Raw genomic sequence first — 20,743 nt, 5'->3', positions numbered from 1 at the left:
GAGCGAGCGATGCAGATTCCGTCCAATGTCTTCAAGGCCGCGCTCGCGCGCGGCGACGCGCAGCTCGGGCTGTGGCTCGGCCTCGCGAATCCGTACAGCGCCGAAGTCGTCGCGGGCGCCGGTTTCGACTGGTTGCTGATCGACGGCGAGCATGCGCCGAACACGGTGCCGACGATCCTCGCGCAGTTGCAGGCGATTGCGCCGTATCCGTCGCATCCGGTCGTGCGCGTGCCGTGGAATGATCCGGTGATCGTCAAGCAGGTGCTCGATCTCGGCGCGCAGACGCTGCTCGTGCCGATGGTGCAGAGCGCGGACGAAGCGCGCGCGGCGGTGGCCGCGACGCGTTATCCGCCGCACGGGATTCGCGGCGTGGGCAGTGCGCTCGCGCGCGCGTCGCGGTGGAATCGCGTCGGCGATTACCTGCACCGCGCGAACGACGAGATGGCCGTGCTCGTGCAGGTCGAGACGCGCGCGGGGCTCGATGCGATCGAGGCGATTGCGCGGGTCGAAGGCGTGGACGGCGTGTTCATCGGGCCGGCCGACCTGGCGGCCGATCTCGGCCATCTCGGCAATCCGGGGCACCCGGACGTGCAGGCCGCGATCGACGGTGCGATCCGCACGATCAAGGCGGCCGGCAACGCGCCGGGCATTCTGAGCGCGGATGAGGCGGCGGCGCGGCGGTATCTGGAAGCGGGCGCGCTGTTCGTCGCGGTGGGTGTGGATACGACGCTGCTGGCGAGGAGTGCGCAGGCGCTGGCGGCGCGGTTCAAGGGGAAGGGCGAGGCCGTGAAGATGGGTGATGGGACGTATTGACGAAGCAGCGACGAGCTGACCGACGCGATGCTCGACGCCGCGCGTCACTTGCAATGAGCGCGGCGCGCGCCGCCTCGCACGAGAACGGCAGGTCGTCGCATGTCGAATACCTGCCTGCCTGTCGCACACGGTGCGCTTCATTCAAGCATGGCGTCCCTTAACCCGCTCGCCGTCCCGCTTCCCTATACTTTCCCGGCGTCGTCCCCATCGCCCGCCGGAACATGTCGATGAACGCGCTCACGTTGTCGTAGCCGAGATCGAGCGCGATCGTCGTGACCGGCACGCCGTCGGCGATTTTCTCCAGCGCCCGCAGCAGCCTTGCCTGCTGACGCCATTGCGCGAACGTGAGCCCTGTCTCGGCGACGAAGCGTCGGCTCATCGTCCGCGCGCTGATGCCGGCCCAGTCGGCCCATTCCTCCAGCCGCCGGTTGTCCGCGAGATCCATGGCAAGCGCATCCGTGATCTTCATCAGCCGCGGGTCCTGCGGGCGAACCAGTCCCAGCGCTTCGGCCTTCGACGACACGATTTCATCGAGGATCACGTCGGCGATTCGCGTCTGCGCGGCATCCAGTTCCGCATCGCCCCAGCTGGCCGCGCGCTGCACGGCCTCGCGCAGCAACGGCGTCGTGCGGATCGCGCGCGGCGTGCCGGGCAATGCCGCGCAGCGCGCTTCGGCGACGAACGCCGACCAGCCGGAAATGGGCCCGAACGAGTGCAGCGAATGCCGGTAGTGCGGCGGAATCCAGATTGCGTGGATCGCCGGCACGACCCATTCCTGATCGTCGAGGCCGATCGTCACCAGCCCGCTCTGCGCGCCGACTAGCTGGCCGCGCGCATGCGTGTGCGACGGGGTCACGCGCGGGTCGCGCTGCGTCAGCACGGCGGCGACCACGAACGGGCCGTCGTCGGACGTGATGAGGTGGGCGGGCAGCAACGGATCGGACATGGCGGGATTTCCGTATCGAATGGCTTTTATACCGGAGATCGGCCCCTGTTGCACGCCTACACTGCCTCATCGACCACCACTGGAGGACTGCACGATGCGAGCCGAACACCTTCTCCCCGACCACGCCGACCGAATCGAGGCCGGCGGAACGACGATCCGCAAGGGCACCGTCGGCGCGTTCCTGGCCAACGCGCGTGTGCTGACCGATCCGCACACGGCGCCCGCCGACCGCTCCCGCGCGGAAGCCGACACGATCGACGCATTGCCTGCGCTGCGCGCGCTCGGCCTGTTCGACGTGCTGGAAGTGCGCGATCCCGCGCTGCGTGCGTGGCTCGCCGCGCAATGATGCCCGCTCGAACAGTCGATCGAGCGCGCTGTTTCAAGGAGACCGCATGAAAGCCGCAGTCGTGAAGGGCGCGGGCGAAAGCCCCGTCTATATGGAATTCAAAGCGCCGCACGCGATGCCGGGCCACCGTGTGGTCGACGTGACGGCATCCGCGTTGAGCCGGCTTGCGCAGGCGCGCGCGTCGGGCACGCATTATTCGTCGGGAAGCGGCTATCCGTTCGTCGTCGGTGTCGACGGCGTGGGCCGGCTCGACGACGGGCAGCGCGTCTATATTTTCGGCGCCCCCGCGCCGTTCGGCACGATGGCCGAACGCACGATCGTGCCCGACGCCCAGTGCGTGCCGCTGCCCGACGGGCTTGACGACGTCACGGCCGCGGCGATCGCGATTCCCGGGATGTCGTCGTGGGCGGCGCTGATCGAACGCGCGCGCTTCGTCGCGGGCGAGACGGTGCTCGTCAATGGTGCGACGGGAACGTCGGGGCGGCTCGCGGTGCGGATCGCCAGGCATCTTGGCGCCGCGAAAGTGATTGCGACGGGCCGCAACGCGGTTGCGCTGCAGGCATTGCTGAGTGCCGGCGCGGACGCCGTCGTGTCGCTGCAGCAGGACGACGCGGATCTGGCGCGTGCGCTCGAACCGCATTTCCGCGCCGGGGTGGACGTCGTGCTCGACTATCTGTGGGGCGCCAGCGCGCAGGCGTTGCTGATCGCGGCGGCGAGGGCGGCGCCCGATGGCCGGCGGCTGCGCTTCGTGCAGATCGGCTCGATGGGCGGCGCGGACGTGCTGTTGCCGGGGGCCGTGCTGCGGGCGACGGCGATCGAACTGATGGGCAGCGGCATCGGCAGCGTGTCGCCTGCTGGGCTGCTCGCCGCCGTGCGTGGCGTGTTCGCCGCGGCCGGGCCGGCACGGCTGACGATCGAGACGCGTGCGGTGCCGCTGTCGGCGGTCGGCGAACACTGGACCGATGCGAACAGTCTCGTGCGCCCGGTGTTCACGATGCGCGACGGTGCGTGATCGGCATCGTCTCGCATCGCAGGGCGGAGGCGGGCGGAGGCGGGCGGCGATGCCTGCCTCCGCCCGCGCCGTCAGAACCGCTGCTGAATCCCCGCCGTCACACCCACCTGCGTGGTGCCATACCCGGCGAAATCGCGCGACACGCCGACCTTCTGCCCGTGCTGCGCGATCGCGAACGCGCCGGCCGCATACAGCACCGTGCGCTTCGACAACGCGTATTGCGCGCGCACCGACACCAGCGTCGGATCGGCATCGCTGCCGCCCTTGATGTTCTGGTGATAGACCGCCGCGACCAGCGAGAACGTCGGCGTGAACTGGTACGACCCGCCGACCCAATACATGTCGCTCAGCTGGTTCGCGGCGCTCGTGTGATACGTACGCCGATAGTTGCGATAGCCGGCCATCGTCTTCAGGTTGCCGAAGTCGTAGCTCACGCCCGCGTGGATGCCCTGGATATAGTTGACGGTATCGGCCGGCGTGACGCTGTCGGCCGCGCCGTTCTGCCGGTCGAACGTGACCACCGCCGCGAACGGGCCGGTCTCGTAGCCGAGCGCGAAGTCGTACTTCGAGCTGGTCTTCACGCTGCCCGGCACGTTGCCGAAGCCGTACAGCGCGCCGAACTTGAAGCCGCCGAATTCACCGTCGTAGCGCACGGCGTTCGACGAACGCGTGAAGAGGCCGTCCTTGCGCCCGCCGGTCGCCATCGACGACGTCGCCCACGAGTAGTTCTGCGCGTAACCCATCGGGTCGAACGGCAGCATGTAGTCGTAGGTGACGGTGAAGTTGCGGCCGAGCGAGACTTCGCCCCACTTGCCTTTCAGGCCGACCGTCGCGCGGCGCGCGAAGATCGAGTCGGGGCCGTCGTCGGACGCGCCGTTCGCCAGATCGATCCCGCTTTCGAGGCGGAACACGGCCTTCAGGCCGCCGCCGAGATCCTCGATGCCGCGCAAGCCCCAGCGCGACGTGTTCTTGTTGCCGGATTTCAGCTTGAACGAATTGCCGCCGTCCGGCGCCGCATGGTTCGTGTATTCGATGCCGGCATCCATGATCCCGTACATCGTGACCGACGACTGCGCGTGCGCGGTGCCTGCCGCGAGGCCGGCGACGGCAGCCGAGCCGGTAACGATAGCAGTGCGAATCGAACGTTCTGCGCGTGACTTCATTGACGGTGTCTCCTTGTTTATTGTGGGCTGGGTGAAACGGATTGGGGTGAAACGAATTTGCAGCGATACGCAGCGCGCGGCACGCCACGGCGGACGCCGCGAAGCGTCCGCCGATCCTGGATCGAAACGGGATGCGCGCTGGAATGCTGGCGCGGCGGCGCGCAGGCCGTCGCGCCCGGGTCAGCCCGCTTTCGCGAACGCCCAGCAGTCGTTGGCCGGGAATTCGATCCAGTGCGTGCCGGCCGCGCGCGGCACGTGGCCGAATGCGCGCAGGCGCATCTCGCCGCAATGGAACAGGTATTCCCAGCGGTCGCCGAGATACATCGACGTGACGAGATCGGCCTGCAGCCGGTTCGCGCCCGGGCCGTCGGCGACCTGCACGCGTTCGAGGCGGATCACGGCCTGCGCGTCCTGGCCCGGCGCGAACGTGTCGCGGGCGAGCGCCTGCAGCTCCCAGCCGTCGCCGGCGAGCGTCACGCGTTCGCCGTCGACGGCCGCGACGCGTGCGTCGATACGGTTGTTGCTGCCCATGAATTCGGCCGTGTACAGCGAGCGCGGCGCGCCGTACAGCTCGGCCGGCGTGCCTTCCTGCTCGATGCGCCCGTTGCGCAGCAGCAGGATGCGGTCGGACATCGCCATCGCTTCGGTCTGGTCGTGCGTCACGCAGAGCGCCGACAGCCCGAGCGACACGATCAGCTCGCGCAGCCATGCACGCGCTTCCTCGCGCAGCTTCGCGTCGAGGTTCGACAGCGGCTCGTCGAGCAGGATCACCGGCGGGTTGTAGACGAGCGCGCGCGCAATCGCGACACGCTGCTGCTGGCCGCCCGACAACTGGTGCGGAAAGCGTTCGGCGAGATGGCCGAGGCCGAGCTGGTCGAGCGCGGCCTGCACGCGGCGCTTCTGTTCGGCCGGCGCCACGCGGCGCAGCTTGAGCCCGTAGCCGACGTTGTCGGCGACGGTGCGGTGCGGCCACAGCGCGTACGACTGGAACACGAGGCCGAGCGAACGCTGTTCGACGGGCAGGTCGACGTGCCGCGCGCCGTCGAAGAACACGCGGTCGTCGAGCTGGATGCGCCCGTCGGACGGCTGTTCGAGGCCGGCCACCGCACGCAGCAGCGTGGTCTTGCCGCTGCCCGACGCGCCGAGCAGGCACACGACTTCGCCGGCCTTCAGTTCGAACGACACGCCCTTGAGGATCGGGTTGGCGCCGTAGCTGAGATGCAGGTCGTCGACGATGAGCTTATCCATGAAGTTTCACTCCGAAGCGCAGGGCCACGCCGAGACCGGCGCCGACCATCGCGATGTTGATGACAGAGAGCGCGGCGACCTGGTCGACGGCGCCGGTCGCCCACAGCGACACGAGCAGCGCGCCGATCACTTCGGTGCCGGGCGACAGCAGATAGACGGCGGTCGAGTATTCGCGCTCGAAGATCATGAAGATCAGGAGCCACGCGGCGAGCAGGCCGAAGCGCACGAGCGGCAGCGTCACGTCGAGCGACACGCGGCTGCGCGTCGCGCCGACGCTGCGGCCGGCTTCCTCGAGTTCCGGGCCGACCTGCAGCAGCGCGCTCTGGATGAGCCGCATCCCGTACGCGAGCCACACGACCGTGTACGCGATCCAGATGCTCCACATCGAGTTCTTCAGCTCGCGCAGGCCCGGGACGAACAGGAAGATCCACAGGAACGCGAGACCGGCGAGCAGGCCCGGCACCGCGCGCGGCAGCAGCACGAGGTAGTCGAGCAGTTTCGTCGCCCAGTCGTTGCGACGATGGCCGGCGAACGCGACGAGCGAGTAGAAGCCGATCGCGACCGCGCCGCCGATCACGCCAATGCCGAGCGTGTTGACGATGGCGCGCACGAGGTTGTCCTGTTCGAACAGCTCGATGAAGTTCGCCAGGGTCAGCACTTCGGCGAGCGCGACGCCTTCGCCCCAGTTGGTCACGAACGCGCGCAGCACGATGCCCGAGATCGGCACGATCACGGTCAGCATCAGCCACAGCGCGACGATCGCGAGCGCGACCCAGCGCCACACGCCGAGCGGCAGCACCGTCGAGCGGCCGGCCTTGCCCTTCACGGTGACGAAGCGGTTCGCCGTCTTCAGCAGGCGGCGCTGCAGCAGCACGAGCGGGAACGTGATCGCGACGATGCACACCGCGACCGCGGCCATCAGGTGATACGACGGCACGCCGAGCTTGTTGGTCAGCTTGTACAGGTAGGTCGCGAGCACGAGGTGGCCTTCCGGATCGCCGAGCACGAGCGGCAGCCCGAACACCTCGAAGCCGAGGAAGAACACGAGCACGCCGGCGAACAGCAGCGCGGGCATCGTCATCGGCAGGCTCACGTCGAGCGCGACGCGGAACGGGCGGGCACCCGTCACGCGCGCCGCTTCCTCGACGTCCGAGCCGAGGTTGCGCAGCGCGGCCGACGAGTACAGGTACACGTGCGGCACGTGCGTGAGGCCGACGATCACCGTGATCGCGAAGATCGAGTACACGTTCCAGGGCACGTTCTGCACCCCGAACATTTCCTTGAACCACACCGAGTAGAAACCGACCGGGCCGGCGGCGACCACGTAGCCGAACGCGAGCACCATCGGCGACACGAACACGGGCGTGAGCAGCAGCGGTTCGAGCCAGCGGCGGCCGGGCAGGTCGGTGCGGACCATCAGGAACGCGAGGATGCCGCCGAGCGGGATCGAGATGAACAGCATGCCGCCGGCGATGATGAACGAGTTCTTCACGGCCAACCAGAAGTCCGGGTCGGTGAAGATGAAGCGGAAGCCTTCGATGCCGAGCGTCTTGTTCGCATCGAAGAACGGCGCGGACAGCAGGCTCTGGAACAGGATGAAGCCGAGCGGCAGCGCGACCGCGACGGTCAGCACCGCGACGACGATCCAGCGCAGCATGCCGGCGAGCGGCTGCAGGCCGTTGGCCGGCAGCGCGGGAATCGTGCCGTCCTGGCCGGTGAAGGGCGGAACGGCCGGCGCCGTTCCGCGTGTGCTGGTTGAAAGCATGAGTTTACCCCTGCGGCCATCCGGATGGCCGCCTCTAGGAAGTCGGTAAGGGGAAGGGGGCCGCCCGCGCGCGGTGCGGCGGGCGGCCCGAGGTCAGCGGATCAGCGCTTGATCGCCTGCTGCCATTGCTTCAGGAACGCGAGGCGCTTCGACTGATCGAGATAAACGAGCAGGCCGGTGCCGATCTGGATCGGCTTCAGCGAATCGCCGAGTTCCTTCGTGAGGCTCGCGGCCGACGTTTCGCCGGTCACGTCCGTGCGGATCGCGTACAGGTTCGCCTGGTTCGCGATCAGCGTCTGGCCGCGCTGGGACAGCAGGTAGTCGACCCACAGCTTCGCGGCGTTCGGGTTTTTCGCCTTCTTCGAGATCGTGGCCAGGCGGCTCACGACCTGTGTGTAGTCCTTCGGAAACACGTAGCCGATCGACTTGTCCTTCTTCGCCTTCGCGTAGGCATACGAACCGATGATGTTGTAGCCGATCAGGTTCTCGCCCGACGAAATCCGCTCCATCATCGCGCCGGTGCTCGACTGCAGCTTCGGGCCGGTCGCGCCGATCGCCTTCACGAGCTCCCACGTGACCTTCTCGTTCACGTGCGCGTCCTGCGTCAGGTAGTTGAAGCCGACCCCCGACTTCTCGATGTCGTAGGTCGTGACCTTGCCCTTGAACTTGTCGGCTTGCGTGGTGAGCAGCTTGATCAGGTCGGCGCGCGTCTTCGGCACCTCGTTCTCGGGGATCAGGCGCTTGTTGTAGACGATCGCGAGCGGCTCGAACGTCGTGCCGTACGCCTGCTTCTGGTATTGCGCCCATTGCGGCACGTTCGGGCTTTCGGGCGAATCGTACGACGCCATCAGGCCGTCGTTGACGAGCTTGACCTGCAGGTCCATCGCGGAGCTCCACAGCACGTCGGCGCTGGTGCTGCTGGCCGCATTCTCGCTGATGTAGCGGTTGTACAGCTCGGTGCTGTTCATGTCGTTGTACTCGACCTTCACGCCGTACAGGCTTTCGAAGTCCTTGATCAGCGGGCGCACGAGGCCCGTGTCGGTCGTCGAGTAGACGATCAGCTTGCCTTCCTTCTTCGCGGCGTCGACGACACCCTGGTAGTTACCCGGATATCCGGCCGGAACCTGCGCGACGGCAGCGCCGGCGGCGGTGCCCAGGACGATCGCCAGCGCGGCGGCGAGCTGTTTCGGTGCAAACGGCATTGTCTTCCTCCAGTTATGCGTGTGTGTTGTTCGAGTGACGCGGATGTTAATTGCGAGGCACTTTCAGCCCGCTTTCATTTCGGTTCACAATAGCGTCCTTTGTGTCATGGATTTCCCGAGGTCCCCATGCGTGTGCTGCTCGTCGAAGACAACCCGAACCTCGCCCAGTCGCTGAACGACGCGCTGAGCGCCGCGCGCTTCGCGGTCGATCACATGGCGGATGGCGAGGCGGCGGATCACGTGCTGCGCACGCAGGACTACGCGCTGGTGATCCTCGATCTCGGGCTGCCGAAGCTCGACGGGCTCGAGGTGCTGCGGCGGCTGCGCGCGCGCCGCAATCCGGTGCCGGTGCTGATCCTCACCGCGCACGGCTCGGTCGAGGACCGCGTGAAGGGGCTCGATCTCGGGGCCGACGATTATCTGGCGAAACCGTTCGAGCTGACCGAGCTGGAGGCCCGCGCCCGCGCGCTGATCCGGCGCAGCCACGGCCACGAGCATTCGCGGGTCGAATGCGGGCCACTTTCGTATGACAGTATCGACCGCGGCTTCCATCTCGCCGGCGAACCGCTGTCGCTCACGCCGCGCGAGCGCTCGGTGCTGGAGGTGCTGATCCTGCGCAACGGCCGCGCAATCAACAAGGAGACGCTGTCGGAGAAGATCTTCGGGCTCGACGAGTCGGTCAACGCGGATGCGATCGAGATCTACGTGTACCGGCTGCGCAAGAAGCTGGAGAACACCGGCGTCGCGATCGTCACGCTGCGCGGGCTGGGTTATTTGCTCGAAGCGAAGGCAGTGGAATGACCCGCCCGAACCTGCGCACGCAGGTCGCGCTGTGGCTGCTGCTGCCGCTGCTCGGGCTGCTCGCGCTCGACTCGTGGCTCACGTACCAGCGCGCGATGAGCGCCGCGCACGTCGCGTTCGATCGCACGCTGTCGTCGTCGCTGAAGTTGATCCGCGAAGGCGTGCGCCTCCACGAAGGCGAGATCGAGGTCGACCTGCCGTATCTCGCGCTCGAGATGTTCGAGTCGGGCGACGGCGGCAAGATCTACTACCTGATCCGCGCGGACAACGGCCACACGATCACCGGCTATCCGGACCTGCCGCTGCCGCAGGGCGACGGCGCGCTGTTCGTCACGCGCTACTACGACGTCATGTATCGCGGCGATCAGTTGCGCATGGCCGCGCTGCGTGTGCCGGTGCACGACGTGCCGACCGCGCAGACGCGCATCGTGTGGGTGATGGTCGGCGAGACGATCGAGGCGCGCCAGGCGCTCGCGCGCGAGATCCTGGTGGGCTCGCTGCTGCAGGAGGGGCTGCTCGTGGTGCTCGCGCTCGGCATCGTGTGGCTCGGCGTCGGGCGCGGGCTGCGGCCGCTGAACCGGCTGTCGGCGACGGTCGCCGCGCGCAGCGACGGCGATCCGACGCCGCTCGACACCGGCGGCATGCCGAGCGAACTCGCGCCGCTCGTCGAGTCGATCAACCAGTACATCGGCCGCACGCAGCGGATGCAGGTCGCGCGGCGGCGCTTCTTCGCGGATGCGGCCCATCAGCTGAAGACGCCGCTCGCGGCCGTGCAGGCAGGCGTCGAGCTGGCGTTGCGACCGGCCGAGCAGTCGCGCGTGAACGTGCATCTGCGGCGCGTGAACGGCGCGGTGCGGCAGGCCGCGAAGATCGTCCAGCAGCTGCTGGCGCTGTCGCGGCTCGATTCGGACAGCGGCCAGGCGGTCGCGCACCAGCCGGTCGCGCTGCACCGGCTCGCGCGCAGCGTGACGCTCGACTGGTCGCCCGTCGCGCGCGCGCGCGACATCGACCTCGGTTTCGAGCACGAGGCCGATGTCGACGTGCTCGGCCAAGCGGACCTGCTCGGCGAAATGATCGGCAACCTGATCGACAACGCGATCCGCTATTCGGGCGACCGTGCGGTGATCACGGTGCGCGTGTCGCGCGAAGGCGAGCATGCGCGGCTCGACGTGATCGACAACGGGCCGGGCATTCCGGCCAGCGAGCGCGACGCCGTGTTCGAACGCTTCCATCGCGGCAGCAAGACGCAGACGGTCGAAGGCACGGGGCTCGGGTTGTCGATCGTGCGGGAGATCGCGCGCGTGCATCAGGGCAGCGTGACGCTGGCCGATGCGCACGGCGGCGGGTTGGTGGTCACGGTGCGGCTGCCGGCGGCGAGCCGTCGTTAGAGACGATTTCAATACGTGATCGTTCCAGCCGAGTGGCGGGGCGCGCGGCCTGCCGACCGGGCGCCCCGGCACTCACGGCTTCAGCAGCAGCTTGCCGACGGACTTGCGGTTTTCCATGTCGGCATGCGCTTGCGCCGCGTCCGCCAGCGAGTATTCGCCGCCGATCCGCATCTTGAGCCGGCCTTCCGCGATCCAGTCGAACAGCTGTGCCGAGTGCGCGCGAAGCAGTTCGGGCGTGTGGATATGATCGAAGAAGGTCGCATAGCCGATCTTGATGCTCCTCGGCAGGCTCATGAGGTCGATCGGCCCCGGCCCGCCGAGCACCGGACCGTACCAGCAGAAGGTTCCCGAGCGGCGCAGCACGTCGAGCGATCCCTGAAAGGTTTTCGGCCCGGAGCCGTCGTAGACGACGTGCACGCCTTCGCCCTTGGTCAGGCGCAGTGCCTTCGCGGCGAACCGGCCCCCGGTATCGACGATCACATGATCCGCGCCCGCTTCCGTGGCCGCGGCGACCTTGTCTTCGGACGAGACGCGACCGATCACATGGCCGCCTCGCAGCTTGATGATCTGCGTCAACAGCAGGCCCAGGCCGCCGGCAGCCGCGTGGACGAAAGCGACGTCGCCCGGCTGCACGGGATAGAAATCGGTCGCGAAATGGCTGGCGGTGAGACCCTGCATCATCACGGCGGCGGCCGTGCGATCGTCGATCGTGTCCGGAACCGGCACCAGCGACGTGGCGGGGATCGCGATCTGCTCCGCATAGCTGCCGGGCGCGTAGACCCACGCGACGCGCTGGCCGGGTTCGATGCCCTCGACGTCGTCGCCGACCGCCAGGACCCGGCCCGCGCCTTCGACGCCAAGAATCTTCGGGTTGGGCCACCCGGTCCAGGCCATGCCCTGTCGCACGCCGATGTCCATGAAGTTGACGCCTGCGAAGGCGATCTCGACCAGCACCTCGCCCGTACGCGCCACCGGGGCGGGCCGCTCGACCTGCTCAAGCATGTCGCGGCCGCCGATGCCGTTCATCACAATAGCTTTCATGACTCACCTCATTATTGAATGATCATTCATTAATTTGCCAAAAAAAATCTACCTCAGCGCCCGCAGCGTCATATCGGCCAACGCGGTCAGGCTCGCGTGGTCGGCGCCGCCGCGACCGGCCACGCGGATGCCGGTGATGTTCGCGATCAGGAACTGGGCGGTCGCTTCAGGGACGAGGCCGGCGGCCACGTCGCCTTCGCGCTGCGCATCGCGGACCCGCGCAGCGATCGCGGCGATCAAGCTGTGGCCCAGCACCGCATGGATCTCCGCGAGCTCGGGGCGGGACGCGCCGAATTCGTAGATCGAAATCGTGCCAAGACAGGGCTGGGCGGCCGTCTCGACCACGCGGCGAAGCAACGCGTCGATCCCGTCGATCGCGCGTGCGCCGCTGCGCAGCGCGTCGAAGTGCGCAGCGCATTCGCCCATCCCGTAGCGGCGCACGGCCGACAGGTAAAGCTGCCATTTGTCGCCGAAGGCCGCGTAGAGGCTCTGCCGCCCGATGCCCATCGCGCTGACGAGCATCTGGGCCGAGCTGCCCTCGAACCCATGCTCGCTGAAAACGGCGATCGCGCCGTCAAGCGCTGCGTCCGTGTCGAATTCCCTTGGTCTTGCCATGAGCGGACTATATCAGATCAGGAACGATCGTTCAATAACATTGTTGATGGGGAGCCAAAGGCTTGATCTGCCGGCGCGTGTGCACGCATGTCCGGCAGTCGTCGTGGCGGGTCGATCAGTCGCCGAACCCGATTTCCGCTTCGACCGATTGCCCGACCTCGAGCCACGCGCCCGCGCCTTCGACGACGATCGCGTTGATGCCGAACGTCAGCGCGTCGTCGTAGTTCGGGTTCGCGCGATAGGTCTGCATCGTGTCGGTCGGCTCGTGCGGCCAGTCGGGGTTCGGCGCACCGGTCACCTGGTCGATCGTCGGCATCGGGCAGCGCGTGCACAGCTTCACGAGGCGCAGCCGCACGGGCGTCTCGCCGTTGGCGTCGAGATGCTCGAGGAAATCCTCTTCATACGCGTCGAGATCCGACACGACGATGTTCGGGCGGAAGCGGTTCATCGGGATCGCCGGCACGCCTTTCGCGACGAGCTTCGCGTTCAGGTCGTCGAGCGACGACTGGCCGATCACGAGCAGCGGATAGCCGTCCGCGAACTGCGTGTGCGTATCGATGTCGCCGGTCCACTTGCGGTTGCAGCCGCGGCGCGCGTCGGCGCCGAAGCGCGCGAGCTTCAACGGCACGCCGAGGAATTCGGTGAGCCACGCAGCCGTTTCGGCGCCCGTGTCGATCGCGTCGACGGTGTCGCGCCAGACGGTCGCGGCCATCTTCGGCGTGGCGGGCGTCGCGTCGCCGTCGAGCGGCGTGCGGATCTCCGGCATGCCCGGCGCGTTCAGCACGAGCGCATCGCTGTCGAGCGCGGTGCGGATCAGCGCGAGGCGCGGATGCGTGCGCTGCGTGATCATCATCCCGTCGGAGGTGGTGATCAGCCAGTGGCGATCGTAGGCGAGGCCCGTTTCGAGCAGTTGCGCGCGCGGCAACGCGATGCCGGCGCAGGACTTGATCGGGTAGACGAAGAGTTCGGAGATGGCTGGCATGACGCTGGCTGACGAAGGCGGGATGATCGAATCGCGATTGTGCCAGATCGTGCGAAAACCGTTCGGGCGGTTGTACGCCGCCGCGCGGCCGGTTACGCGAGCGCGAAGCCGAGGTCGAAGGTCGTGCGCACGTCGAGCGGCTGGCGCAGCAGCCCGGCCTTCAGGTAGAAGTCGGCCGTGCGCTGCTGTGAGGCGATCACCGTCGCGTCGATCGGCTGCCAGCGCGTGTTGCGGCGCTCGAACTGCAGCTTCGCGGCCGCCGGCGGGATGCCGATGATGCGCGCGAGCGCCGCGGAATACGCGTCGACGTGCCGGTACGACCAGACCTGCGCGCGCACGACACGTTGCAGGAAGTCGCGCAGCACGTCGCGCTTCGACGCGATCGCCGCGTCGGTCGCCGCGACGTAGCTGAGGCCCGACCACAGGCCTCGGCCGTCGACGAGCACGCGCGCGCGGCCGCTCGTTTCGGCGAGCGCCGTATAGGGTTCCCAAGTTGCCCACGCATCGATCGATCCGGTTGCGAGCGCAAGCATCGTGTCGGCCGGCGGCAGGAAGCGGAACGAAACGGCGTCCGGCGGCAAGCCGGCCGCGTCGAGCGCCTTCAGCGTGACGAAATGGCCGATCGAGCCGCGCGTGGTGCCGATGCGCTTGCCTTTCAGGTCGGCGGCGTCTTTCAGCGTGGCGTCGGGCCGCACGAGCACGGCGGTGCCGTACGGGTCGGAGCGGTTCGCGGCGATCACCTTGATGCGGGCGCCCGACGCGAGCGCGAAGATCACCGGGGCGTCGCCGATCGGCCCGCAGTCGACGGCCCCCGCGTTCAGCGCTTCGGCCAGCGGCGCGGCGGCCGGGAATTCGGTCCACGCGATGTCGTACGCGAGGCCGTTCAGTTCGCCGGCCGCTTCGAGCAGCGCGCGCAGCCCGCCTTTCTGATCGCCGGCCCGCAGCAGCGGGCGCGCGCCCGATTGCGCGTGGAGCGCGGCCGGGGCGACGGTGAGGGTGGTGGCGAGGGCGCTTGCTTGCGCGAGGAAGTGACGTCGGGTCGGGTTCATCGTGAAGTTCTGTCGAGCGGGGAAACGGTTCGGGGATTCAGTGCGGGAGCCCGGCTTGCACATCGCGCACGGGTTCGGCATCGACGCGCAACAGCAGCGCGGTCAGCGGATCGACGTTCGCGGCGGCTGCCGGCGCGCGTGCGGGGGCATCCGAGCGGCACAGCAGGTCGGATGCCGACCAGCCGGTGCTGCCCGGCAACGCGCGCGCACGCAGCCAGCCGCGCCGGTCGGCGAGCAGTTGCGTGCCGCCGAACGCATCGGGCGGCACGCCCGCGATCGTCGCGAACGCCTGCCAGGCATCGGGCGTCGATGCGACACAGTTCGCGCGCACGCCGGTGGGCGGCGGTGCGGGCGTGTCGCCGGCGGTGACGAGCAGCGTCTGCCAGCGCGGGTCTTCCCGCGGCGGCGTGCCGGCCGGCGCGAGCGCGACGATGCGCACGCGCTGGCCTTCGCGCCAGCGCGCGAGCGGTTGCGGCGCGGCGCCGCCGCAGCGAACGTCGAGCGCCGGCAGCGGGACGGGCACGGGCCACGCACCTTCGGCCTGCGCGCCGCTGCCGGCCGACAGCGCTTTCAGGTAATCGAGCACGGCCCACGTGTCGGCCGGGCCGAGCGTCGCGGCAAAGCCCGGCATCGACGCCGCGCCGCGTGCGTCGTGCGTACCGTGCCGCACGCGCCAGTACAGTTCGCCGTCGAGCCGGCGCGCGAGCAGCGCGCCCGCGAAGGTCGGCGGCCAATGCGCGAGCGTCGCCGCGAGCGGCCCTTCGCCGCGGCCGTCCGCGCCGTGGCAGGCCGCGCAATGCTGCGTGTACAGGTGCTCGCCGCGCATCACGTTCGCGACGGAAAACGGCGCGGGATTGCGCTGAAAACTGGTCGGCACCGCTGGCGCGAGCCACAGCGATGCCGGCGGCCACGGTGCGAACCATGCAACGGCCAGCGCGGCGATTGCCGATGCCGCACGCCCTTTGCGCGACGCGATCGCGACGCAGCCAAGCGCCACGGCGAGCGCGCTCGCCGCACCCGCGAATGCGAGCTGGCGCGTGAGCGCCGCGTCGATGCGCAGCGTTTCGAGCGCGATCCGGTGCGCCCAAGGCCATGCGGCCTGTCCGTCGGCATCGCCGCTCAGGCCGGCCGCATGCAGCACGCGCGCGAACGCGACCTGCGCGCGATACAGCAGTTGCAGGAACAGGAGCGCCCAGTCGGAAAACGGCGGTGCACTCATCGGCGCGGCCTTTGCCGCGCACCGGCAATCCTGCGAACGGCACCGCGCATCTACCAGCTCGCATCGAGGCCGAGATGCCGCAGCGCCTCATGGCGCAGCTCGGCGAGACGCGGGTCGCCGCGATGGCGCGGATAGGGCAGGTCGACGCGCAGTTCCGCGACGATGCGTGCGGGACGCGGCCCGAACACGATCACGCGCTGCGCGAGAAACAGCGCTTCCTCGACATCGTGCGTGACGAGCAGCGCGGAGAACCCGTCGCGTTGCCACAGCGCGGTCAGCTCGGCCTGCATCGTCAAACGCGTCAGCGAGTCGAGCTTGCCGAGCGGCTCGTCGAGGATCAGGAGGCGCGGATCGTTGACGAGCGCGCGGGCGAGCGCGACGCGCTGCGCCATCCCGCCCGACAGCTGATGCGGAAACACGTTCGCGAACTCCTGCAGCCCGACGCGCGCGAGCGCATCGTCGACGCGATGCTGCGCGGTGCGCGCCACGCCGCGCGCTTCGAGACCGAGCGCGACGTTCGCGCGCACCCGGCGCCACGGGTAGAGCGTCGGATCCTGGAACACGACGATGCGCGACGGATCGGGCCGTTCGATCGGCGCGCCGTCCTGCGCGATCGTGCCTTGCCGCGCGGCGTCGAGACCCGCGACGAGCCGCAGCAGCGTCGATTTCCCGCAGCCGCTCGGGCCGAGCAGCGCGACGAATTCGCCGGCCGCGACCGACAGCGTGACGTCGTCGAGCACCGGCAGCGGGCCGCCGGGGCCGTCGAACGCATGGCTCACGCGGCGGATGTCGATGCGCGCGCCGCGCGGCGCCGTGAGAACGGAGGGTTCGAGAACAGCGGCGCTTACCATTTGACGGTTCCTTTCTGCCACGCGAGCACACGGTCGCGCACCGCGAACAGCAGCGCGATCAGCCCGGAAAACAGCACCGCCATCACGATCAGCGCCGCATACATGTTCACGTATGATGCCCAGCCCTGCGCCCAGCTCAGATACCAGCCGAGCCCCGACTTGACGCCCATCATCTCGGCGACGACGAGCACCGTGAACGACGCGCTCAGCCCCATGAAGATGCCGACGAAAACGTGCGGCAGCGCGGCCGGAATCGCGACGCGCAGCACCAGGAAGCGCGCGTTCGCGCCGAGCGTGCGCGCGACGTCGTAGTACTGCCGGTTCACGCTCGCGACGCCCGACCACGTCAGCACCGCGACCGGGAAGCCGGTCGACAGCGCGATCAGGAACGCGGCGGCCGAATAGCTCGTCGGAAAGAAGTAGAACGTGAGCGGCAGCAGCGCGGTGGCCGGCACCGGGCCGAGCACGCGCAGCACCGGATGCACCCAGTAGCCGATGCGGCGCGACCAGCCGATCGACACGCCGACGGCGAACCCGACCGTGACGCCGTAGGCAAACCCGAGCGCGAGCAGCTTCAGCGTATTGCCGGCGCTGCCGGCGAGGCGCGGCCAGTCGTCGACGTAGACCTCGATCAGCGCCTGCGGCGGCGCGAAGAACGGCGTGGGCAGCCAGCCGGTCTTCGCGGTGACGATTTCCCACGCGGCGAGCACGAGCGGCAGCGCGACGAGCCACGGCCCGGCCTGGCGCACGCGGGCGAGCCGCGCGCGCGTGGCCGGCACGCGATGGCCGAGCGTCGCCGAAATCAGCAGCAACGCGGCGATCGTCCACGCGGCGATGCCGAACGTATCGGTGTACGCCCAGTCGGTGAAGCCGACGACGCGGTTCGGCCACAGGTGCGTGAGCGCGCCGAGCACGGCCCATGCGACCGCCGCGACGACGCCGGCCGGCCAGGTGCGCGCACGGCGAGCTTCGGCCGCGAGCGTCGCGTCGCAGGCCGTGCACGCGGCACGGGACATAGCAGCAGCCGTGGCAGCGGCGGGGGCCGACGCGGTGCGGGCGGGGGACGTGTGTTCGATCGTCGACATCGCGTCACCCGAGCACGTTCGCATAGACCTGCTGCGCGAAGCGCTGCGGGTCGGTGCTCTTCTTCAGCACGTTGATCCGGCGGAAATCGTCCGCATAGAACGCGATTTCCTGCTGCAGGTCGACGTTGGTCGGGTGGTGCGTGTAGGTCAGCGTCGCGTACAGCTTGCGCAGGTCGTCGGGGTTGATCTTCGGCGAATACTTCGCGAACGCCTTCGCGGCTTCGTTCGGGTTGTCGTGCGTGTACTCGGTGGCCTGCACGATCGAGCGCGCGAGCGCGGCGGCCGCCGGCCGGTCGTTGCGTACGAGATCGCCGCGCGCGCCGATCACGCAGCACACCTTGCGCGCGTATTCGCCGGACAGGTTCGTCGCGAGTTCGGCATACGCGCCGTTGCTGCGTTTCTCGAGCAGGTAGAGATTCGGATCGCCGTCGGCGATCGCCTGGATCTCGCCCTTGTCGACCGCGACGCCGAGCAGGTCGGCCGGATACTGCCGCCACGTGATGTCGCGCTCGGGATCGATGCCGTTCTTCGCGAGCAGGATCGAGAAGAAGTGCTTGCCGGGCGCGGCGAGATCGCTGACGCCGACCGTCTTGCCCTTCAGCGCCTGCAGCGTCGTGACGCCGGCCGTCTTCGACCCGAGCAGCCGCACGCAGCCGCCGTGCGAGCTGCCGATGATCTTCACGTCGAAGCCGGCTTCGAGCGGCTTCAGCCAGCGGTGGATCATCCCGACCGCCGCGTCGGCCTTGCCGGTCGCGATCGATTCGAGCAGCTGGTCGGTCGACCCGCTGTAGTTGATCAGCTCGACCTTCAGCCCGTTTTTCTCGAAGAAGCCGTGCTCCTGCGCGACGACGATCGGCGTCAGGCAGAACGCGTTCTGGTTCCATGCGAACGTGAGCTTCTTCAGCGGCGGCGCGGACCAGGCCTTGCGGCCGAGCGTGATCGCCGGTGCGGCGAGCGCGGCGGCGCCGGCCGCGCGCAGCAGCCGGCGGCGCTTGTCGTCATGGGCGCCGGTCGGCGCGGGTGCGGTGGTATCGGTCATGGTGTGGTTTTGGGTTCCGGTCGTGCGGCAGGCGCTCAGTCGAGCAGGTCGGGTTCGTCGGCGACGACGCGCGCGAACAGGCTGTCGAACGCATGCAATGCGCCGTCGGGGCCGCCGATCTGGCTGTGCGTGTGCCGCGCGGTCGCGTGATCGATCGGTTGCGGCGTGCCGGCCGCTTCGGCCAGCAACTGCGTGTGCGCGGCATTGTCGAGCGCGATGTACCACCACGCGGTGGCCTCGACCGTCGGGCCGGCCGTCAGGATTCCGTGGTTCTTCAGGATCACGCCCTTGTGCGTGCCGCCGTCGGGTTTCACGAGCGCGGCCGCGATCCGCGCGCCTTCGCTCGTGTCGACGACCATGCCCGTGAAGTCGTCGAACAGCGCGTGATCCTCGTGGAACACGCACGCGTCCTGCGTCAGCGGGTCGAGCGCGCGGCCGAGCGTCGACCACGCCTTGCCGTAGGTCGAATGCGTATGCGCGGCCGCGACGAGGTGCGGATGCGCGTCGTGAATCGCCGCATGGATCGCGAACGCGGCCTTGTTCAGCGGCCGGTTGCCGATCGCGGTTTCGCCGCGGGCGTTGACGAGCAGCAGGTCCGATACCTTGATTTGCGAGAAATGCACGCCGAGCGGATTTACCCAGAAGTGGTCGGGCAGTTCCGGATCGCGCGCGGTGATGTGGCCGGCGAGGCCCGACGCGAAGCCGAAGCGCGCGAACAGGCGGAACGCGGCCGCGAGCCGCTCCTGCCGGTGGCGGCGCTCGGCGGCGACGTCGACGCGCGGCGCGGGCGGATCGAACCAGAAATGCTGGCGCGGGGTGTCGGCGAGGACGAGGCCCGACGCGGTGCGCGCGGGCGACGAAGAAGAGAGGACGGCGGACATGGCGGGCGGCTCCGTTTGCGTCAGGCGGCGCGCTGCGCCGCGTCGCGTGCCGCGACGGCGCTGCGTACGCGCGGAATCAGTTCGCGGCCGTAGTCGATCGCGTCGTCGAGCGGGTCGAAGCCGCGGATCAGGAACGTCGTCACGCCGAGGTCGTAGTAGTCGAGCAGCGCATCGGCGACCTGTTCGGGCGTGCCGACCAGCGCGGTCGAATTCGAGCGCGCGCCGGTGAGCTTCGCGATCTCGGTCCACAGCCGCGTGTCGACCCGCGAGCCGCGTTCGGCCGCGGCGAGCAGGCGCCGCGCGCCTTCGCTCTGTTGCGGGCCGCCGGTGCCGAGGCCGGCCGCTTCGCGCAGCCGGCGCGTCTCGTCGAGGATCCGGTGCGCGCGCGCCCACGCGTCGTCTTCGGTCGCCGCGAGGATCGGCCGGAACGACACGGAAAAGCGCACCTGCCGGCCGTGCTTCGCGGCTTCGGCGCGCACGCGGGTCGTCAGGTCGCGCACCTGGTCGAGCGATTCGCCCCACAGCGCATAGACGTCCGCGTGCTTGCCGGCGACTTCCAGCGCCGCCTCCGATGCGCCGCCGAAGTAGATCGGCACGTGCGGCTGCTGGAACGGCTTCACTTCCGAAAAGCCCTGTGTGAAGCGGTAGTGCGCGCCGTCGTGATCGAACGGCTGCGTTTCGGTCCAGATGCGTCGCAGGATGCCGAGGTATTCGTCGGTGCGCGCATAGCGCGCGTCGTGATCGAGGAAATCGCCGTCGCGCTGCTGTTCGCTGTCCGAGCCGCCGGAGATGAAGTGCACCGCGAGCCGGCCGCGGCTGAACTGGTCGAGCGTCGCGATCTGCCGAGCGGCGAGCGTCGGCGCGGTGAAGCCCGGACGATGCGCGAGCATGAAATGGATGCGCTCGGTCGCCGCGGCCGCGAACGCGATCGTCAGGGTCGCCGACGGGCCGGTCGAGTGATGCGGGACGAGGATCCGGTCGAAGCCGGCCGTTTCGTGTGCCCGCGCGAAGTCGCGCACGTAGTCGGGGTCGACGACGGGGCCGGCGGCCGGATGGATTTCCGACTGCTTCTGGCTCTGGATCATGCCGATGAATTCGACGCTCATCTGGGTCTCCGATGCAAGGACGGCCCGGCGCGGCCAGCGACGGCCGGGCGCGGCGGGGACTGGAGCGCAGATTACCGCCGGGATCATGCGGAACGGAAATAATCAATCCGGATTTGAATATCAGATTTGCATGGTTTGGGCGCGTGTGCGCTGCGCATACGCTGTGGGCTCGCGATCGAATCGAAAGGGCG

General features: G+C 68.9%; 20 protein-coding genes. 5 read left to right on the top strand and 15 right to left on the bottom strand.

What is annotated here, in order from left to right; genetic code table 11:
* The first annotated feature begins 9 nt into the window (after positions 1-9).
* Complete coding sequence (hpaI, locus tag ACVK00_RS23540) at positions 10-813, top strand: 4-hydroxy-2-oxoheptanedioate aldolase (protein WP_228909782.1); 804 nt, start codon at positions 10-12, stop codon at positions 811-813.
* 157 nt (positions 814-970) lie between these two features.
* Here hpaI and ACVK00_RS23535 read toward each other — a convergent pair whose 3' ends face one another.
* Positions 971-1,759 (bottom strand): AraC family transcriptional regulator, encoded by a 789-nt coding sequence (locus ACVK00_RS23535; RefSeq protein ID WP_228909783.1) that lies wholly within the window; start codon positions 1,757-1,759, stop codon positions 971-973.
* A 94-nt stretch (positions 1,760-1,853) separates the two neighbouring features.
* Between ACVK00_RS23535 and ACVK00_RS23530 the strand changes: the two genes are divergently transcribed.
* Together ACVK00_RS23530 and ACVK00_RS23525 are read left to right on the top strand one after the other, a co-directional pair.
* Complete coding sequence (locus tag ACVK00_RS23530; RefSeq protein WP_166724413.1) at positions 1,854-2,105, top strand: hypothetical protein; 252 nt, start codon at positions 1,854-1,856, stop codon at positions 2,103-2,105.
* A gap of 46 nt (positions 2,106-2,151) precedes the next feature.
* Complete coding sequence (locus ACVK00_RS23525) at positions 2,152-3,117, top strand: quinone oxidoreductase family protein (RefSeq protein ID WP_354123095.1); 966 nt, start codon at positions 2,152-2,154, stop codon at positions 3,115-3,117.
* Positions 3,118-3,188: 71 nt separating this feature from the next.
* On the opposite strand, the gene ACVK00_RS23520 is transcribed toward ACVK00_RS23525, so the two are convergent.
* The 4 genes from ACVK00_RS23520 to ACVK00_RS23505 all read right to left on the bottom strand — a co-directional run bounded on the left by ACVK00_RS23520 (position 3,189) and on the right by ACVK00_RS23505 (position 8,495).
* The gene (locus tag ACVK00_RS23520) at positions 3,189-4,280 is read right to left on the bottom strand and encodes a porin (RefSeq protein ID WP_284893999.1); all 1,092 of its coding nucleotides are present in this window, start codon (positions 4,278-4,280) and stop codon (positions 3,189-3,191) included.
* Positions 4,281-4,460: 180 nt separating this feature from the next.
* Complete coding sequence (locus tag ACVK00_RS23515) at positions 4,461-5,528, bottom strand: ABC transporter ATP-binding protein (protein WP_105785132.1); 1,068 nt, start codon at positions 5,526-5,528, stop codon at positions 4,461-4,463.
* Entirely contained in the window at positions 5,521-7,293 is a 1,773-nt protein-coding gene (locus ACVK00_RS23510) for an ABC transporter permease (RefSeq protein ID WP_228909786.1), read from the bottom strand. Before ACVK00_RS23510 ends, ACVK00_RS23515 begins: the two co-directional genes overlap by 8 nt.
* Before the next feature lie 101 nt (positions 7,294-7,394).
* On the bottom strand, positions 7,395-8,495 hold the full coding sequence (locus ACVK00_RS23505) for an ABC transporter substrate-binding protein (RefSeq protein ID WP_284894000.1): 1,101 nt from the start codon (positions 8,493-8,495) through the stop codon (positions 7,395-7,397).
* 126 nt (positions 8,496-8,621) lie between these two features.
* Between ACVK00_RS23505 and ACVK00_RS23500 the strand changes: the two genes are divergently transcribed.
* Entirely contained in the window at positions 8,622-9,296 is a 675-nt protein-coding gene (locus ACVK00_RS23500; RefSeq protein ID WP_175705729.1) for a response regulator, read from the top strand.
* Positions 9,293-10,684, top strand: coding sequence for a sensor histidine kinase (locus tag ACVK00_RS23495; RefSeq protein WP_284894001.1), 1,392 nt, complete (start codon positions 9,293-9,295; stop codon positions 10,682-10,684). Before ACVK00_RS23500 ends, ACVK00_RS23495 begins: the two co-directional genes overlap by 4 nt.
* A 72-nt stretch (positions 10,685-10,756) precedes the next feature.
* On the opposite strand, the gene ACVK00_RS23490 is transcribed toward ACVK00_RS23495, so the two are convergent.
* The 10 genes from ACVK00_RS23490 to ACVK00_RS23445 all read right to left on the bottom strand — a co-directional run bounded on the left by ACVK00_RS23490 (position 10,757) and on the right by ACVK00_RS23445 (position 20,552).
* Positions 10,757-11,710 carry a quinone oxidoreductase family protein gene (locus ACVK00_RS23490; RefSeq protein WP_284894002.1) on the bottom strand — a complete coding sequence of 318 codons (954 nt, stop codon included), beginning with the start codon at positions 11,708-11,710 and terminating at the stop codon, positions 10,757-10,759.
* A 63-nt stretch (positions 11,711-11,773) separates the two neighbouring features.
* Positions 11,774-12,340, bottom strand: a complete 567-nt coding sequence (locus ACVK00_RS23485; protein WP_228909790.1) for a TetR/AcrR family transcriptional regulator — start codon at positions 12,338-12,340, stop codon at positions 11,774-11,776.
* 115 nt (positions 12,341-12,455) lie between these two features.
* Entirely contained in the window at positions 12,456-13,322 is an 867-nt protein-coding gene (locus ACVK00_RS23480; protein ID WP_284894003.1) for an MOSC domain-containing protein, read from the bottom strand.
* A 92-nt stretch (positions 13,323-13,414) separates the two neighbouring features.
* Positions 13,415-14,371: an ABC transporter substrate-binding protein gene (locus ACVK00_RS23475; RefSeq protein ID WP_284894004.1), complete on the bottom strand. Its 957-nt coding sequence runs from the start codon at positions 14,369-14,371 to the stop codon at positions 13,415-13,417.
* A gap of 37 nt (positions 14,372-14,408) precedes the next feature.
* Positions 14,409-15,590, bottom strand: coding sequence for a c-type cytochrome (locus ACVK00_RS23470; RefSeq protein WP_284894005.1), 1,182 nt, complete (start codon positions 15,588-15,590; stop codon positions 14,409-14,411).
* A gap of 50 nt (positions 15,591-15,640) precedes the next feature.
* Positions 15,641-16,441 (bottom strand): ABC transporter ATP-binding protein, encoded by an 801-nt coding sequence (locus ACVK00_RS23465; protein WP_228909794.1) that lies wholly within the window; start codon positions 16,439-16,441, stop codon positions 15,641-15,643.
* Positions 16,435-17,526, bottom strand: coding sequence for an ABC transporter permease (locus ACVK00_RS23460; RefSeq protein ID WP_284894006.1), 1,092 nt, complete (start codon positions 17,524-17,526; stop codon positions 16,435-16,437). The genes ACVK00_RS23465 and ACVK00_RS23460 overlap by 7 nt, the downstream gene beginning before the upstream one ends.
* A gap of 4 nt (positions 17,527-17,530) precedes the next feature.
* Positions 17,531-18,565 (bottom strand): ABC transporter substrate-binding protein, encoded by a 1,035-nt coding sequence (locus tag ACVK00_RS23455; protein WP_175709867.1) that lies wholly within the window; start codon positions 18,563-18,565, stop codon positions 17,531-17,533.
* A 35-nt stretch (positions 18,566-18,600) separates the two neighbouring features.
* Positions 18,601-19,446: a class II aldolase/adducin family protein gene (locus ACVK00_RS23450; protein WP_284894007.1), complete on the bottom strand. Its 846-nt coding sequence runs from the start codon at positions 19,444-19,446 to the stop codon at positions 18,601-18,603.
* 20 nt (positions 19,447-19,466) lie between these two features.
* The gene (locus ACVK00_RS23445; RefSeq protein WP_284894008.1) at positions 19,467-20,552 is read right to left on the bottom strand and encodes an LLM class flavin-dependent oxidoreductase; all 1,086 of its coding nucleotides are present in this window, start codon (positions 20,550-20,552) and stop codon (positions 19,467-19,469) included.
* Positions 20,553-20,743: the final 191 nt, after the last annotated feature.

The organism is Burkholderia sp. PvR073 (assembly GCF_054055695.1).
This window is presented reverse-complemented; position numbering and strand designations above follow the sequence as displayed.